This is a genomic window from Novosphingobium sp. MMS21-SN21R, from assembly GCF_031846015.1.
Classification (GTDB): Bacteria; Pseudomonadota; Alphaproteobacteria; order Sphingomonadales; family Sphingomonadaceae; genus Novosphingobium.
This window is the reverse complement of the sequence record NZ_JAVRDU010000001.1, coordinates 905,755-922,092: the sequence shown is the minus strand read 5'-3', so window position 1 is coordinate 922,092 and position 16,338 is coordinate 905,755. Positions and strand designations below refer to the sequence as shown.

The 16,338-nt window shown below is 63.4% G+C and carries 13 protein-coding genes and 1 pseudogene; 9 read left to right on the top strand and 5 right to left on the bottom strand.

Going from position 1 to position 16,338, the window contains the following annotated elements:
* The first annotated feature begins 33 nt into the window (after positions 1-33).
* On the top strand, positions 34-813 hold the full coding sequence (locus tag RM192_RS04310) for an SDR family oxidoreductase (RefSeq protein WP_311506345.1): 780 nt from the start codon (positions 34-36) through the stop codon (positions 811-813).
* 65 nt (positions 814-878) lie between these two features.
* Here the strand turns inward: RM192_RS04310 and RM192_RS04305 are convergent, their stop codons facing one another.
* Positions 879-1,991 carry an S-(hydroxymethyl)glutathione dehydrogenase/class III alcohol dehydrogenase gene (locus RM192_RS04305; protein WP_311506344.1) on the bottom strand — a complete coding sequence of 371 codons (1,113 nt, stop codon included), beginning with the start codon at positions 1,989-1,991 and terminating at the stop codon, positions 879-881.
* A gap of 97 nt (positions 1,992-2,088) precedes the next feature.
* Between RM192_RS04305 and RM192_RS04300 the strand changes: the two genes are divergently transcribed.
* From RM192_RS04300 to RM192_RS04275, 6 genes and pseudogenes are all read left to right on the top strand, one after another.
* Positions 2,089-2,976, top strand: a complete 888-nt coding sequence (locus tag RM192_RS04300) for a LysR family transcriptional regulator (RefSeq protein WP_311506343.1) — start codon at positions 2,089-2,091, stop codon at positions 2,974-2,976.
* A 107-nt stretch (positions 2,977-3,083) separates the two neighbouring features.
* Positions 3,084-4,364, top strand: coding sequence for a glucose/galactose MFS transporter (gluP, locus tag RM192_RS04295; protein ID WP_311506342.1), 1,281 nt, complete (start codon positions 3,084-3,086; stop codon positions 4,362-4,364).
* A 146-nt stretch (positions 4,365-4,510) separates the two neighbouring features.
* Positions 4,511-5,320, top strand: coding sequence for a thioesterase family protein (locus RM192_RS04290; protein ID WP_311506341.1), 810 nt, complete (start codon positions 4,511-4,513; stop codon positions 5,318-5,320).
* Positions 5,321-5,334: 14 nt separating this feature from the next.
* Positions 5,335-6,567 (top strand): serine hydrolase, encoded by a 1,233-nt coding sequence (locus tag RM192_RS04285; protein WP_311508561.1) that lies wholly within the window; start codon positions 5,335-5,337, stop codon positions 6,565-6,567.
* 37 nt (positions 6,568-6,604) lie between these two features.
* Positions 6,605-7,849: pseudogene (locus RM192_RS04280) on the top strand (3-hydroxyacyl-CoA dehydrogenase NAD-binding domain-containing protein); the annotation flags it as partial.
* Between the two features lie 30 nt (positions 7,850-7,879).
* A complete protein-coding gene (locus RM192_RS04275; RefSeq protein WP_311506340.1) occupies positions 7,880-9,055 on the top strand; it encodes an acetyl-CoA C-acyltransferase in 1,176 nt (391 codons plus the stop codon).
* 69 nt (positions 9,056-9,124) lie between these two features.
* On the opposite strand, the gene RM192_RS04270 is transcribed toward RM192_RS04275, so the two are convergent.
* Positions 9,125-11,767, bottom strand: coding sequence for a TonB-dependent receptor domain-containing protein (locus RM192_RS04270; protein ID WP_311506339.1), 2,643 nt, complete (start codon positions 11,765-11,767; stop codon positions 9,125-9,127).
* Between the two features lie 169 nt (positions 11,768-11,936).
* Here RM192_RS04270 and RM192_RS04265 point away from each other — a divergent pair, with 169 nt between their 5' ends.
* A complete protein-coding gene (locus RM192_RS04265; protein WP_311506338.1) occupies positions 11,937-12,677 on the top strand; it encodes a hypothetical protein in 741 nt (246 codons plus the stop codon).
* On the opposite strand, the gene RM192_RS04260 is transcribed toward RM192_RS04265, so the two are convergent.
* Together RM192_RS04260 and der are read right to left on the bottom strand one after the other, a co-directional pair.
* Entirely contained in the window at positions 12,674-13,099 is a 426-nt protein-coding gene (locus RM192_RS04260) for a DUF983 domain-containing protein (protein WP_311506337.1), read from the bottom strand. The genes RM192_RS04265 and RM192_RS04260 overlap by 4 nt on opposite strands.
* Positions 13,099-14,484: a ribosome biogenesis GTPase Der gene (gene der / locus RM192_RS04255; RefSeq protein WP_311506336.1), complete on the bottom strand. Its 1,386-nt coding sequence runs from the start codon at positions 14,482-14,484 to the stop codon at positions 13,099-13,101. The genes RM192_RS04260 and der overlap by 1 nt, the downstream gene beginning before the upstream one ends.
* A 198-nt stretch (positions 14,485-14,682) precedes the next feature.
* Between der and RM192_RS04250 the strand changes: the two genes are divergently transcribed.
* Entirely contained in the window at positions 14,683-15,381 is a 699-nt protein-coding gene (locus RM192_RS04250) for a CHAP domain-containing protein (RefSeq protein ID WP_311506335.1), read from the top strand.
* 52 nt (positions 15,382-15,433) lie between these two features.
* On the opposite strand, the gene mmsB is transcribed toward RM192_RS04250, so the two are convergent.
* Complete coding sequence (mmsB, locus tag RM192_RS04245; protein ID WP_311506334.1) at positions 15,434-16,303, bottom strand: 3-hydroxyisobutyrate dehydrogenase; 870 nt, start codon at positions 16,301-16,303, stop codon at positions 15,434-15,436.
* Positions 16,304-16,338 lie beyond the last annotated feature (35 nt).

Genomic DNA, 16,338 nt, shown 5'->3' with positions numbered 1-16,338 from the left:
GTTAACGCAAACGGAAAGCAGGAGAGCGTCAAGATGGGCAGAGTTCAGGGCAAGAAGGCGCTTGTTACAGGCGCGGCGCAGGGGCTTGGCGCGGCGCATGCGTGGATGCTCGCCCGCGAAGGCGCACAGGTTCTGCTGACCGACATCAACGGCGATGGTGCCAAAGGAACCGCCGAAGCGATTGATGCCGAACTCGGGCGTGGCACCGCGTTTGCTATGCGCCACGATGTGACCAGCCCCGACGACTGGGACAGGGCTATCGCGCTCGCCGCCGAGAAAATGGGCGGCCTTTCCGTGCTGGTAAACAACGCGGGCGTGGGCGTGCGCGGCAATATCGAGACTTGCACGCTGGAGGAATGGCATCGCGGCTTTGCCATCAACGTCGACAGTGTTTTCCTCGGCTGCCAGAAGGCCCTGCCCTTGCTGCGCGACAACCAGCCCGCCTCGATCGTCAACATCAGTTCGATCGCCGGGCTGATCGCGTCCGACACCATGCCCGGCTACAACGCCAGCAAGGCGGCGGTGTGGATGCTGTCGAAATCGGTTGCACTCTATTGCGCCAAACGCGGCTGGGACATCCGCTGCAATTCGGTCCACCCGACCTTCGTGGACACACCAATCCTCGACGGCATCAGCGCCAATGCGGGCCTTGATAAGGCCGTGGTCATGGGCAAGCTTGCCCGCCAGATCCCGCTAGGCCGCGTCGGCGTGCCCGATGACATCGCGGCGGGCGTCCTCTACCTCGCCAGCGACGAGAGCCGCTTCATGACCGGGGCTGAGCTGAAGCTCGACGGCGGTATTTCGGCGATGTGACACGAAAAGAGCCGGCCGAACGCTTTGTCCGACCGGCTCTTTTCGTCATCGCAACAGCGTGCTTCTCAGAACACCACGACCGAGCGGATCGACTTGCCTGCATGCATCAGGTCGAATGCGGTGTTGATCTCCTCGAGGCCCATGACGTGGGTGATCATCGGGTCGATCTCGATCTTGCCGGTCATGTACATATCGACGATCTTGGGCACGTCGGTGCGGCCCTTGGCCCCGCCGAACGCGGTGCCGCGCCAGTTGCGGCCCGTGACGAGCTGGAACGGGCGGGTGCTGATTTCCTTGCCCGCTTCGGCCACGCCGATGATGATGCTGGTGCCCCAGCCGCGGTGGCAGGCTTCAAGCGCGGTGCGCATCACTTCGGTGTTGCCCGTGGCGTCGAAGGTATAGTCCGCGCCGCCATCGGTCAGTTCGACGATCTTGGCGACGGTTTCCTCGCGGCTGAGGCCCTTGCTGTTGAGGAAGTCGGTCATGCCGAACTTGCGGCCCCATTCCTCGCGGTCGGGGTTGATATCGACGCCGATGATCTTGTTCGCGCCCGCCATCCGCGCGCCCTGCAGCACGTTGAGGCCGATGCCGCCGAGGCCGAAAATCACGACATTATCGCCGACCTGCACCTTGGCGGTGTTGATCACTGCGCCAACGCCCGTGGTGACGCCGCAGCCGATATAGCACGACGACTGGAACGGGGCGTCTTCACGGATCTTGGCAACCGCGATTTCGGGCAGGACCGTGAAGTTCGAGAAAGTGCTGCAGCCCATGTAGTGGAAGATGGTCTCGCCCTTGTAGCTGAAGCGCGAAGTGCCATCGGGCATCAGGCCCTTGCCCTGCGTGGCGCGGATCGCGGTACACAGGTTGGTCTTGCCAGAGAGGCACGACTTACACTGACGGCATTCCGGCGTGTAGAGCGGGATCACGTGATCGCCCGGCTTGACGGAGGTGACGCCGGGGCCGACCTCGCGCACGATGCCCGCGCCTTCATGGCCAAGAACGCTCGGGAAGATGCCTTCGCTGTCGAAGCCGTCGAGCGTGTAGGCGTCGGTATGGCACACGCCCGTGGCCATGATCTCGACCAGAACTTCGCCGAACTTGGGGCCTTCGAGGTCAAGCTCGACGATCTCGAGCGGCTGCTTGGGGGCAAAGGCGACTGCGGCGCGGGTCTTCATTTACAGGGTCTCCCTTTCAATTGGCGGCGCGATAGCATAGTTGCAACGAATCTGTTAAATTGCGCATTACGCGAAACACTGTTGCAAGACGAGAATAATGAGCAATCGCTGGGACGGGTTCGACGAGGTGGTTGCGGTGGCCGATACGGGCACTTTCGTGGGCGCAGCCAAGCGGCTCGGCACCTCCACCTCGCATGTCAGCCGCGCAGTGGCACGACTTGAGCACAGCCTTGGCGCGCAGTTCTTCCATCGCACCACGCGCGCGGTCAGCCTGACCGATACCGGGCGCACGCTGGTCGACCAGTTCCGCCGTCTGATTGCCGAGCGCGACGAAGCGATTGCGATGCTTGACCTGCAGGGCGAGCCTCAGGGGCAACTGCGCATCACCTGCCCGACCGCGCTGGGCGAGCGCTTCATTGCGAGAATCGTGCGCGGCTATGTGCAGGCCTATCCCAAGCTTTCGGTCGATCTCGACCTGACCAACCGCGTGGTCGAACTCGTGTCCGAAGGGTTTGACCTTGCCATCCGTACCGGCACCCTGCCCGACAGCCGCCTGATCCGCACGCAAGTGGCCACGCGCGGCATCGTCACTTGCGCCTCTCCGGCATATCTCGATCAGCGCGGTGTCCCGCTGGTGGTTGACGATCTGGAACGCCATGAATGCCTGCTCGCCACTTCCGACGTCTGGCGCTTTCGCGTGGACGGCGAACCGCGCTCGCTGCGACCGCGTGGGCGCTGGCGCTGCAACAGCGGCGCGGCGGTGTTCGAAGCGGCGCTGGCCGGGATGGGGCTGTGCCAGTTGCCCGCGTTCTATGTGAACCGGGCGATTGCCGAGGGGCAATTGACCGAAGTGCTCCACACTTTCCGGCCCGATGACGATCCGATCTGGGCAGTCTATCCGCAGCGCCGCCACCTGCTGCCAAAGGTGCAATTGCTGATCGACAAGCTGCGGCGCGAGCTTCCTGCCGCCATTCTCCAGGGCTGACGCGCACAAGCGAATAGCTATGCGCGCGCGAGGGCATGACATCGCTGACAAGCGGCGCTAGACAGGGGGTTACGGCCCGGTGAGTGGCCGGTGAGGAGAGCGCCCCCGTGTCGACCAACCCATCAGCCGCCGGTTCGCAGAAAGCGGCCTTTGCTGCCGTTACCGTGCTGTTCTTTGCCTGGGGGTTCATCACCTCGCTGATCGATCCGCTGGTGGCGGCGGTGAAGGGCATCTTCACCTTGTCCACGCTTGAGGCGCAGCTTTCGGCGGGCGCGTTTTTCATAGCCTATGGCGTGATGAGCTTCCCTGCCGCCGCGATCATCGGACGGTTGCGCGCGGTTCCGGCGATCCTGCTCGCGCTCGCAACGATGGCTGTGGCCTGTCTTGTCATGCTGGGCGCTGCCAACGCTGCGTCCTATCCGCTGGTGCTGGCAGGCCTGTTCCTGCTGGCGACCGGGATCACCGTGCTGCAGGTGGCGGCCAACCCGCTCGCCGCCGCGCTGGGCAAGCCCGAGGGCAGCCACTTCCGCCTGACGCTGTCACAGACGTTCAACTCGTTCGGCACGTTCCTTGGACCGGCACTGGGAGCGTCGCTGTTCCTCAAGGGCGTGGAAGTGACAGACGGCACCGCGCTCACCGCCGAGGTGCGCGACGCCGCACTGGCCGGGATCGACCGCGCCTATTTCTGGATTTGCGGGCTGCTGGTGTTGCTGCTGGTGTTCTTCTTCATCAACCGCAAGCGCATTGCCTCCGCTGCTCCGCCTGCCCGCGCCACGGGGGGCATTGGTGCGCTGCTGTCCGAGGCTTTCTCGTCGCGCTGGGCCGTACTGGGTGCCGCCGCGATCTTCATCTATGTCGGCGCGGAAGTCGCCATCGGCACGCAGATGGCGCTGTTCCTCAACACGCCGGACATCTGGGGCGTAAGCCTCGAGCAAGCAGGCAAGGCCGTCTCGTTCTACTGGGGCGGCGCGATGGTTGGCCGCGCGATCGGTACCGTGCTGCTCGCACGCTTCCCGGCGGCGCGCCTGATGGCGCTGTTTGCCGCGATTGCTGCAGCGATGTGCGCCTATGTGCTGATCGTTGGCGGCGTTTCGGCGGGCTATGTGGCGCTGGCGATCGGCCTGTTCAACTCGATCATGTTCCCGGTGATCTTCACGCTGACGCTCGAACGATCGACCGCCAGCGAGGAAGCGACCTCAGGTCTGCTCTGCACCGGCATCATCGGCGGCGCGGCGATCCCGGCGATTGCGGGCGCGGTGACCGACGCAACCAGCTTCGTCACCTCGTTCATCGTGCCGGCCGCGTGCTATGTCCTGCTGGTGCTGTTCGCAATGCGCGCGGCTTCCGCGCCGGTGGTGCGCCGCGCGAGCGGTGAAAGCGTTCACTGAAAATTTTTTGCATGGTCCAAGACCAGCGTGCCGTAGCGTAAGCCATGAAAGCGCTGATTCTCGTAGGTTTCACGCCCTTTCCCTTAACGTAAACTTGGCCTAGCACTATCTTCTGCAGAGTCGCGGCAACGCGCGAGGAGAGGATATTGCCAGGCGACACCACCACGCATCAGCAGACGTTTCCCGCAATCGGGCAGATCGCGGCAGACATGCGTCGCGTCGGCGAAAGGTACGAGCTGCGGGGTGTAGACGGCTGGCTGCAGGGCCGCACGATGTATGGCGGCGCATCCTCGTTCCTCGCCTATGCCGCCGCACGCAGGGCCATGCCGGACCTGCCGCCACTCCGGGGGGCGCAGATCGGGTTCATCGCGCCGATTGGTACGGACCTGGACATTACCGTCAGCGTACTGCGTCAGGGCAAAAGCGTCAGCCAGATCCAGACCGACATACATTTCGAAGGCGCGCTCGCCCATCGCGGGCTGTGGCTGTTCGGCAGCGCGCGACCTTCCAACGGAAGCGTTGCGCCCGGCAGATGCGAGGGCTTCCTGCCTTACGAAGACATGGATGAGGTCGGATCGCCCGAAGGGCTGCACTTCGTGCGCAATCTCGATATTCGCCGGGCAGAGCCCGAGGGGGGCGTCCCGCCGGGCACGCTGCGCCGCTGGGTGAGGATCAGGGACCGGGCCGGGCTTGATCCCATCGGCGAACTGGTCCTGATCGGCGATGCGCTTCCCCCGGGATCGATCCGGATGATGGAGCGGCAGGGGCCGATCAGTTCGATCAACTGGTCGCTGACCGTGCTGGGCGATGCGCCTACCACCCGCGAAGGGTGGTGGCTGCTCGAGACATCTTCGAACCATATGGCGGACGGCTTCAGCAGCGAAACGCTGCGGATGTGGAATGCCGATGGGGTGGAAGTGATGCGCGGGCTGCAGAGCGTGGCGATATTCGGGTGATGGGAGACGATCTGATGCATCTGGCTGATCCCGAAGCGCGTGGCTTCGATGCCGCCCGGCTTGACCGCGTTAGCGCCTGGCTGGACGAGACGTATATTGCGACGGGCCGCCTGCCGGGCGTCGATGTGCTGGTCGCGCGCGATGGCGAGGCGGTTTATCGGCACACGGCAGGCGTTGCGCGTGCCGATGGGACGCCGATGGCGGGCGACACGATCTTCCGGATCGCCTCGATGACCAAACCGCTGACATCGGTGGCGTTCATGATGCTGGTCGAGGAAGGCAAAGTTGCGCTCGACGATCCGGTGACGAGGGTTTTGCCCGAATTTGCAGGGCTTGGCGTTTACGCTGGCGGCGGCGGCGAGGTGGACTTCCTCCCAGCGCGACCTGCCGGGATGATGCGTATGGTCGATCTGCTGACGCATATGTCCGGCCTGACATATGGCCTGCAAAACCGCACCAATCTTGATGCGGCCTACCGCAAGGGCCGGCTCGATGGCCATGCCAGCCTGCCCGGCAACGATCATTTCATTGGTGAACTGGCCAAGCTGCCGCTGGAGTTCGCCCCTGGACAGGGATGGAACTATTCGGTCGCTACCGACGTCCTGGGCGTGATCGTGGCGCGGCTTTCGGGCATGAGCCTTGGCGCGTTTCTGGCCACGCGCATCTTCGCGCCGCTGGGGATGAGCGATACCGGCTTCCACTGCCCCGAGGACAAGGCGCACCGCCTGGCGGATGCCTGGGCCTACAAGCCGGGCGAGGCGCCCGAACTGTTCGATCCGGCGGAGAAGTCGAGCACGCGCCGCTTGCCGCGCTTCGAAAGCGGCGGCGGGGGATTGCTGTCAACGACGGCTGACTACCACCGCTTTTGCCGGATGCTGGTGAACGGGGGCGCGGCAGATGGAGCGCGCATTCTCAGCCCCAAGACGCTGCAATTGATGACCGCAAACCACCTTCCCGGCGGTGCCGACCTTACCCAAATGTCGAAGTCCCTGTTCAGCGAGGCCTATAACGCCGGCGCAGGCTTCGGGCTCGGCTTTGGCGTGACAATCGACCCCGTGCGCGCGCTGGTGCCGGGATCCGCGGGCGAATTCTACTGGGGCGGCGTGTTCTCGACCGCATTCTTCGTGGACCCGGTGGAAAAGCTCCACATGGTGTTCATGACCCAGCTCTACCCCTCGTTCATCTACCCCATCCGGCGTCAGTTGAAGACGCTGATCTACAGCGCGCTCAGCGAGAGCCGCGCCTGACCAACCTTGCAGGAGAGAACCGATGTCTGACCCCATTTCCGGCGCAAAAGAGCACATCGACGCCGCGCGAAAGTTGGCCGCGAGCGTGGACGACATTCCCGCCGACACCGCACTGCTGCCGATCAATCGCGTTGGCGTGATCGGCGCGGGCACGATGGGCGGCGGCATCACGATGAATTTCCTGAGCGCGGGGATTCCCGTGACCATCGTCGAAATGACGCAGGAAGCGCTCGACCGGGGCGTAGCCACGATGGGCAAGAACTACGAGAACACCGTCAAGCGCGGCAAGATGGACGCCGCCGACGCACAGGCCGCGATGGCGCGTCTGACGCCGACGCTGGACTTCGCCGCGCTGGCCGAAGCCGATCTGATCATCGAAGCGGTCTATGAGAGCATGGACGTGAAGAAGGACGTTTTCGGCAAGCTCGACAAGGTGGCCAAGCCCGGTGCGATCCTTGCGTCAAACACGAGCTATCTGGACATCGACGAAATCGCGGCGGCAACCAACCGTCCCGAAGCGGTTCTGGGAATGCACTTCTTCTCGCCTGCCAACGTGATGAAGCTGCTCGAAGTGGTGCGCGGCAAGGCGACCGGCAAGGCACAGCTAGCCACGGTCATGGCGCTTTCAGTGAAGATCGGAAAGGTGCCGGTGGTCTCGGGCGTGTGCCACGGCTTCATCGGCAACCGCATGCTGTCTCCGCGTCAGGCACAGGCCCATGCGCTGATCATGGAAGGCGCGAACTACTGGGACGTGGACGAGGCGCTGCTCGAGTTCGGCTTCCCGATGGGGCCGTGGCAGATGGCCGATCTCGCCGGTCTCGATATCGGTTGGCACCGCGATCCGGCACGCATTGAATCGGTGCGCGATGCGCTCTGCGCCAAGGGCCGCTGGGGCCAGAAGACCAAGAAGGGCTTCTACGACTACGACGAGAGCCGCCAGCGTACCCCTTCGGATGAAGTGAAGGCTGTCATCGCCGAATTTGCCGTGAAGGAAGGCAAACCGCAACGCGAGATCGGGAAAGACGAAATCCGCGAGCGCCTGCTCTATCCGATGATCAGCGAAGGCGCGCTCATCCTTGATGAGGGCATTTCACAGCGCGCGAGCGACATCGATACGGTCTGGCTCAATGGCTATGGCTGGCCTGCATGGACCGGCGGTCCGATGTTCTGGGCCGATCATATCGGCCTGGATACCGTGGTGGCCGGGCTGAAGAAGCACGGATTGCCGGTGGCGCCGTTGCTCGAGCGCAAGGCTGCTGCAGGCGAGAAATTCGGCGGTTGAGCCGCACCCTCAATTCCAAGGAGCATCACAATGCGTGACGCAGTAATCGTATCAGCCGCCCGCACCCCGATTGGCCGTGCCTACAAGGGCGCATTCAACGCCACCCCCGGCGCAACGCTTGGGGCGCTGTCGCTCGAAGCCGCTGTCGCCCGTGCGGGGATCGACCCAGCCGAAGTCGATGATGTACTTTGGGGTGCGGCCCTCCAGCAGGGGGCGCAGGCGGGCAATATCGCCCGGCAGGTGGCGCTGCGGGCGGGCCTGCCAATCACCACTTCGGGCATGAGCATGGACCGCCAGTGTTCGTCCGGCCTGATGACGATCGCCACTGCTGCCAAGCAGGTGATCATCGACAGGATGGATGTGGTTGCCGCAGGCGGTCAGGAATCGATCAGTCTGGTCCAGACCAAGGATATGCGGTTTGCGCCCGACAAGAGCCTGATGGCGATGCACAAGGCGGTCTACATGCCGATGCTTCAGACCGCCGAAATCGTCGGCCAGCGCTATGGCATCAGCCGCGAGGCCTGTGACCAATACGCCCTGCAATCGCAGCAGCGCACCGCCGCTGCACAGGCCGCAGGCAAGTTCGATGAAGAGATCGTGGCGACCCACTCTTCGATGGGTGTGCAGAACAAGGAAACGGGTGAGATCACCTTTCAGGACGTCCACCTGACCAAGGACGAGGGCAACCGCCCCTCGACGACGCTCGAGAATCTGCAGGCGCTGAAGCCGGTGATCGAGGGCGGGATCGTGACTGCGGGCAACGCGAGCCAGCTTTCCGATGGGTCCGCCGCCGTGGTGATCATGGAAGCGGGGCTTGCTGCCAAGCGCGGGCTTGCGCCGCTGGGCCGCTATGTCGGCATGGCGGTGGCGGGCACCGAGCCTGACGAGATGGGCATCGGCCCGGTCTTTGCCGTGCCCAAGCTGCTGCAGCGCTTCGGGCTCAAGATGAACGACATCGGGCTGTGGGAACTGAACGAGGCCTTTGCCGTGCAGGTGCTTTATTGCCGCGACAAGCTTGGAATTCCTGACGACCTGCTCAACGTCGACGGCGGCGCGATTTCGATTGGCCACCCTTATGGCATGACCGGCGCGCGCGGTGTGATGCATGCGCTGATCGAGGGCAAGCGCCGGGGCGCCAAGCATGTCGTGGTGACGATGTGCGTCGGTGGCGGCATGGGCGCGGCCGGGCTGTTCGAGGTGCTTTGAGGCGATTGAACGAAAAAGCCCCGGACGTCTGCGGCGTCCGGGGCTTTCGGGAGGGAACTAGCCGTCAGGTCAGAACTTGACGGTGCCGGTCAGCCAGAACGAACGCGGCTGGATCGCCACGATGCTGAGCAACTGGTTCGGGTTGGCGTCTACGGCAGCCTTGGTCAGGCCCTGCCGGTCGAGCGAGTTGAGGAAGCCGCCAGCGCGCGCCCACGACATGACCCCGAACTGGTTGAACACGTTGTTGACGTTGGCCTGAAGTTTGAAGCGCTTGTCCGCGCCGAATTCGTAGGCCGCACCAAAGTCGAACGTGTGGAAACCGGGCATGTACCAGGCAATTGCACGGTTGGCCGCACGCTTGCCGGTGTAGCTGTGCGTCAGGAACAGCGACAGGCTATCCATCGGCGTCAATGTAAGGGTGGTGCGGGTCAGGATCTTGGGATTGTTGTCCGCGTCACCTTTGGGCGTGGATTGCAGGGTATCGTCGGCGGGCCCGGGGTTGTTGGCCAGCCAGAGGCTGAACTTCGAAGCCTTGGGGTTCTGCAGCGTTATCGCGGTGCGCAAGTTCAGCATATCGCCCAAATCTGCGTCAGCGTCGATTTCGACACCGTAGGTTTCAATTTGACCGTAAACCGTTGGCGGCGTGTAGAACTGGCCGTTCTGGTCAGTGAAGGTCTGCGTGGAACCGACGTTCGACAGCTTCGAATAGAACGGAAACACCCCGACGCGCACGCCAGCCGAGCGATACTTCAGGCCGAGCTCGACTTGCGTGATCACCTGCGGTTCGGGGAACTGCGTGGCGATTTCGCTGGGTGAATCAATGTCGGCGATGCCGCGGAAATCCGGAGCCTTCTTGCCGCGCGTATAGCGCAGATAGGCCTGGAAATTATCGCTGACCTCATAGTTCACTGCACCGGTGTAGTTCAGATAATGGAAGTTGCGCTTGGTGTTGGTCGGTACGCCATAAGTGTTGCGGGTGTTGTCCCACAGCGTGAGCGGATTGCCGTCCTTGCCAGCGCCGCCATTGACCGGGGCAGCGCCGCCGATGGTCAGGTTGGTGATGTCGTAACGAATGTCCTCGTAGCGAATGCCGCCATCGATCGAGAGGCGATCGGTCACTTGCCATTCGTCGCCTGCAAACAGCGAGATCTGGCGCTGCGTTCCGCTGACGCCATCGCCGTCGAAAATGCCGCCGCCCTGCGCCGCAAAGCCTGCCGGGTCCGTAACTTGCAGCACCGTGCCGTTCGGCAGGGTGTGCGTGATGTCGTAGACTTGCGGCGTCGGCTCAAGCCCCGAAACACCGATGCCAGCCGAACCGCTCGTCTGCCTGTAACGCGAATGGGCGAAGGAAGCGCCGACCGCGAGCGAGTGGTCACCCAGGCTTGCCGAGAGCGTGAGCTGGTCCTGGAACGTGCGCGAACGGTGCTTGGTCGTCAGCGCGGCTTGCGAAAACACACCGTTCTGCAGGATGTGCTGGTTCGGCAGGTTGTTGGTCACGGTGGTGTGATCAAAGCCCGAGAACGAGAAGATCTCGGCTGCGACCTGGTTCGTTCCGCGCACCTTGTAGGTGGTCGTGCCCGGCAGGCCCAGCGTACCGGTCAGGATCGACAGGAAGAAGTCGTCGGCCGTCAGCGGGAAGATGATGCCGCCGGTGTTCCAGTCGGTCTTGTTCTCGCTGTAGCGAGCGCGGTTCTGCAGCTTGATCCCGTCGGCCAGTTCGTGATCCCACGTCATGCCGAACGAATTGGTGCGGGCATGGATGAGATTCGAGCCGTCCCACGACCCGGTCGAACCGTCGGGGTTGGTGAAGCTGTGCGGATTGGACGGGGGAAGCACTGACGAATTGTTGGTGAAGCCCTTGGCGATCTTGGGATTGTCGAAGCCGAAAGCCGGCGTGAACTCGAACCAGCCGTTGTGATCGTTGAGATACTTCACGTCGAACCGGACCGAACCGTTGCCGTAGTCCCACAGCAGGTTGGCACGGACCTGGCCGCCCTTGTTCAGTGCATAGCCCGGATCGCGCGAACCGTCGCTCTTCCGGTAAAACCCGCCGATTGCGTAGTAGAGGCCATTACCGAGATCGCCGCCGGCATAGGCGTCCATGCGGTAATAGGGGTTCTTGCCGTCGCCTTCGAGGCCGACCTTGCCCTGCACCTCAAAGCCGGGGTGCGATTTTCCGGTGCGCGAGATGTAGTTGAAAATGCCGCCCGGTGCGTTGTTGCCGGTGACCGTCGCGGTGCCGCCGCGCAGGCCTTCCAGCCGGTCGAGCATGATGTCGGGACGCGAGAAATAGTCAGGTCCGAAGTTGCCGACGGTGACCGGTTCGACCGGCAGACCGTCTTCCTGCATCGAGACGTAGTAGTAGCCGCCGTCGCCATCGAGCGAGTTGGCCGAGACACCGCGCGAAAACACGACGTTGCGGATTTCGCCGAGCGAAGAGTTCACGAACACGCCAGGGACATTCTTGATCAGATCTGCCGAGCTGTTGGCGATCTGCTGCGAGAGTTCCTCGGCCGTGACCGCGGCAATCGAGATCGGAGCGTTTTCGATCGATTTCGCGCTGAACACGCCAGTCACGACGATCTCCCGGCTGGGGGCCGATTCTGCATCGGACTGGGCAGCCGCATTCTGCGCCATGGCCGGGCTGGCAATCGCGAACAGCGCGATAGCTGCAACGGACGCGGACAAACGGATGGATTCGGCACGTTTCATCAGGACACCCCCTCAAGGAATCGAGGCCCTTTCCGGGCCTTCACCTGCTGCGTAATCAAATTCGTGCGATTGCGAAAGACATAAAGTGATCGATTATGATCATTTTGATACTTTTCTGCGCCGTCGCTCCGGCTTGCATCGGCCAAGGTCATTGCCTTAGACCCCGCGCATGAATTCAGAACACGACAACCGACCATGGCCGCAGGCCGGCCGCGAACGCATGATCTACCCTGCACCAGTGGGCTGGAAAGGCACCGATTTCGTTGATAACGAAGAGGAATTGCTGCGGCGGCTGAACCCGAAGACAGTGTTCATGATGGGCGACAACCCCGCCCTGCCCCGCATGCCAGAACGCCCGAAGCTGCTCGATTTTTTCCGCCACCGCTTTGGCGACATCACCGTGCGGCACCTGCTGGTCAGCGCCAAGCGTGCGCTGGACGATGGTCTGCCCGAAAAGGTGGTGATCGCCTGCCTGCTGCACGACATTTCCAACGGCTGCCTGATCCGGGCCGATCACGGCTACTGGAGCGCGCAACTGATTGCACCCTATGTCGATCCGGAAGTGGCATTTGCGGTGAAGTACCATCAGGCGCTGCGCTATGTGCCCGATGAAAGCGTCGGCTATGCCTATCCCGACAGTTACCACACGTTCTTCGGGCCGGACTATCAGGTGCCCGAATACCTGCTGCGCGATGCTGAGTACGCGCGGGGCCACGAATGGTACAAGACCGCGCGGCTGGTGACGCTCTACGACACCTACTTCTTCGACGACTTCCCGGTGGTGGAACCGGACGAACTGGCCGGAGTCATCGCGAGGAACTTTCGCGAGCCGGAAGAAGGGCTGGGATTTGATGGTTCACCGACTGCACACATGTGGCGGACGATGATCTGGCCGAACAACTTTCTCTAGGTCAGCCCTGCCTCAGCCTTCCCCGCCCGCCCTGCAAAGCCGTGCATCCCCAGCCACCATTGCAGGGCGATCACGCCGCCCTTGGCGGGTTGGAGCAGCGACACCAGCAGGACGACCGCCAGAACCGCGACGATTAGCATCATCGCCCAGCCGGGGAGCGCGGTGTGCAAGCCCAATTCTATGATCACCGGGGCCATGATGTGGCCGGTGAGCAGGATCGAGATGTAGGGCGGGAAATCGTCCGCTGCGTGGAGGGTCCAGTTCTGGCTGCACAGGCGGCAGCGCTCGACCGGTTTCAGGAACTTCGCGAAGAGGTGCGTCTCGCCGCAGCGGGGGCACTTGCCCCGAATGCCGCGCCACAACGCCGCGCCCAGCCCCGTTGGGAGCATGGCGCGGTCGAGAGGCAGGGCTTCGCTGGGCATTATTTTGCGAACGGGTTCTTCGGGCTGCGCAGCGTCATCCGGATTGGCACGGCATCGAAGCCGAGTTCGCGGCGGATGCTGTTGATCAGGTAGCGGCGGTAGCTTTCGGGCAGCTGTTCAAGCCGCGTGCCGAACAGGATGAAGCCCGGCGGGCGCGTCTTGGCCTGCGTGATGTAGCGCAGCTTGATGCGGCGGCCGCCGGGTGCGGGCGGCGGATTGGCCGAGAGCGCATCGTCGAACCAGCGGTTGAGCGCGGCGGTAGCGACGCGCTTGGACCATGCAGCGCGGATTTCGAAGGCGGCGGTGAGCAGTTCATCCAGCCCCTTGCCGGTGCGGCCCGAAATGGCGAGCAGCGGCACGCCGCGCACTTGCGCAAGGCCATCTTCCAGCGCAGCGCGAATGCCCTGGAACAGGCCCGAGGGGTCCTCGGCAATATCCCACTTGTTGATCGCGATGATCAGCGCGCGGCCCTCCTCGAGGACCATAGAGGCGATCTTCAAGTCCTGATGCTCAAGCCCGCGCGTGGAATCGAGCATGAGCACGACCACTTCGGCAAAGTCGATGGCGTGACGCGCATCGGCGACAGACATCTTCTCGAGCTTGTCGACCACGTTCGACTTCTTGCGCATGCCAGCCGTGTCGATCAGGCGGACCGGCCGATAGCCCTCGCGCTTGGGATCGAACCACTGCCAGTCGATTGCGATGGAATCGCGGGTGATGCCCGCTTCCGGCCCGGTCAGCAGGCGGTCTTCGCCCAGCATCCGGTTGATCAGCGTGGACTTGCCCGCATTCGGGCGCCCGACGATGGCCAGCTTGAGGACCGATTCGGGGTCGAACTCCTCCTCGTCATCGACCGAAGGAATGTCGTCCTCGTCGGTTTCGGACTGCTTGGCCTCGATATGCGGGCGCAGTGCCTCGAACAGATCGGCGAGGCCTTGGCCGTGTTCGGCGGAAAACGCGACCGGTTCACCGAAGCCGAGAGAGAACGCGTCGAAGATGCCGGGATCGCCCTGACGGCCCTCCGCCTTGTTGGCCATGAGAACGATCGGCACGCGGTTCTGGCGCAAGTAGCGAGCGATTTCCTCGTCGAGCGGGGTCACGCCAGCGCGCGCATCGATCACGAACAGCGCAACGTCTGCACCGACCAGCGAAGCCTCGGTCTGCTTGCGCATCCGGCCCGGAAGGGTTGAGGGATCTTCATCCTCCCAGCCTGCGGTATCGACGATGGTGAAATCCAGGCCGAGCAGTGTCGCGTCGCCAAAACGGCGGTCACGGGTGACGCCAGGCTGATCGTCGACCAGCGCAAGCTTCTTGCCGACGAGCCGGTTGAAAATGGTGGACTTGCCCACATTGGGGCGTCCGATGATGATAACCTGTGGGCGCATGGGCCTCCCGTGGCTGTTCCGGCGCGTGAACGCAAGCACCGCTTTAGGTTCGAGGGTTTGATTAGCCCGCCGTTAACCATCGATATAAGGCGCGCACTAACCCAAGCAGCAGATAATCACCGCATGAGGATAGAAATCGGCACTGCTGTCGTTCTTTGTGGCCTTGCCCTGTTGGGGACCGGCACCCAAGCCGCAGAAATGCGCGATTCTACGCAATTCCGCACGCTGGGCGACGCATCGGGCGAGAGTTTGCCCTATCTGCAGTGCGTGCCTTATGCCCGCCAGATCAGCGGCATCCGCATCTATGGCGACGCGTTAACCTGGTGGGATCAGGCCGAAGGGCGCTATGCGCGCGGCCACCGGCCCAAAGTGGGCGCGGTGATGAGCTTTGCGCCGCATGGCCGGATGGAACTGGGCCATGTCGCCGCAGTCAGCAGGGTGATCGATTCGCGCAACGTGCTGCTGCGCCACGCCAACTGGTCGGTGATCGAAGGGCGGCGCGGGCAGATCGAAAACGATGTGCGCGCGGTTGATGTCTCGCCCGAGAACGACTGGAGCCAGGTGCGGGTGTGGTATGCCCCCATCGGCAATCTGGGCACGACGGCATGGCCGGTGAACGGGTTCATCTATCCGGACAAGTCGGGCAAGTCGGAGCGCCTGACGGTGCTTTCCTCTGCCGATATGCCGCAAAAGATGCGCGCGGCGGAAACGCCGGTCTCGCGCATTGGTGCGGATTTCCTGCGCGGCATCCGGCCCGAGGCCGAGATCAAGGCCGCACCGGTGCGCAGGCAACTCACCTATAGCGCTTCGAAGCCAGCCCAGCCCCGACCGGCCCGGCTGAATCCTGCGCTGGCAGATGACCCGATCGGTCGGATCATCGCCAGCCGGATGAAGTAATCGCGCACGGCCCGCTCCCTTGCGAAGGCGGGTAAGCGGTTACACTCGCAAACTACAGCGTCTTGATGATTGCCGAGAAGTCGAGGCCCGCATTGCCCGCATCGGCAAAAGCGGCATAGAGTTCCTCGGCGCGCGCGCCCATCGGCACTTGCGCGCCAGCATCCTTGGCAGCGGCCATGGCAAGCTTCAGATCCTTCAGCATCAGCGCGGTTGCAAAACCACCCTGATAGCCATTGTCGGCAGGCGTCTGCGGCCCCACCCCCGGAACCGGGCAATACGAGGTCATCGACCAGCACTGGCCCGAGGCCTTGGACGAGATGTCATAGAAGGTCTGCAGGTCCAGCCCCAGCTTTTCAGCCATGGCAAAAGTCTCGCACGTGGCAACCATCGAAGCGCCGAGCAGCATGTTGTTGCAGATTTTCGCCGCCTGCCCTGCACCGCCGGCGCCGGCATGGATCACCGTCTTGCCCATCGCGGCAAGGATCGGCTCGGCACGGGCGAATGCCTCATCCGCGCCGCCGACCATGAACGTCAGCGTGCCGCCATTGGCCGCAGCTATGCCGCCAGAAACCGGCGCATCGACCATGGCATAGCCTGCTGCGTCAGCGGCGGCTGCCACTTCGCGCGCGCTGGCCACGTCGATGGTCGAGCAATCGAGCAGAAGTGCGGTGACGGGCGCATGGCCGATCACGTCCGCGCCATAGACCGACTTCACAATCCCGCCATTGGGCAGCATCGAGACGACGGCATCGGCGCCCTGAACCGCTTCCTTGACCGAAGTATAAGTGGTGCAGCCGTTTTCCTGCGCGCGGGTGAGCGCCGCTTCGGCAAGGTCGAAGGCGTGGACATCATGCCCGGCCTTGACGAGGTTTGCGGCCATGCCGCCGCCCATGTTGCCGAGGCCGATAAATGCGATCTTCATGAGAATCTCCCCTCCCGCAAGCGGGAGGGGCCGGA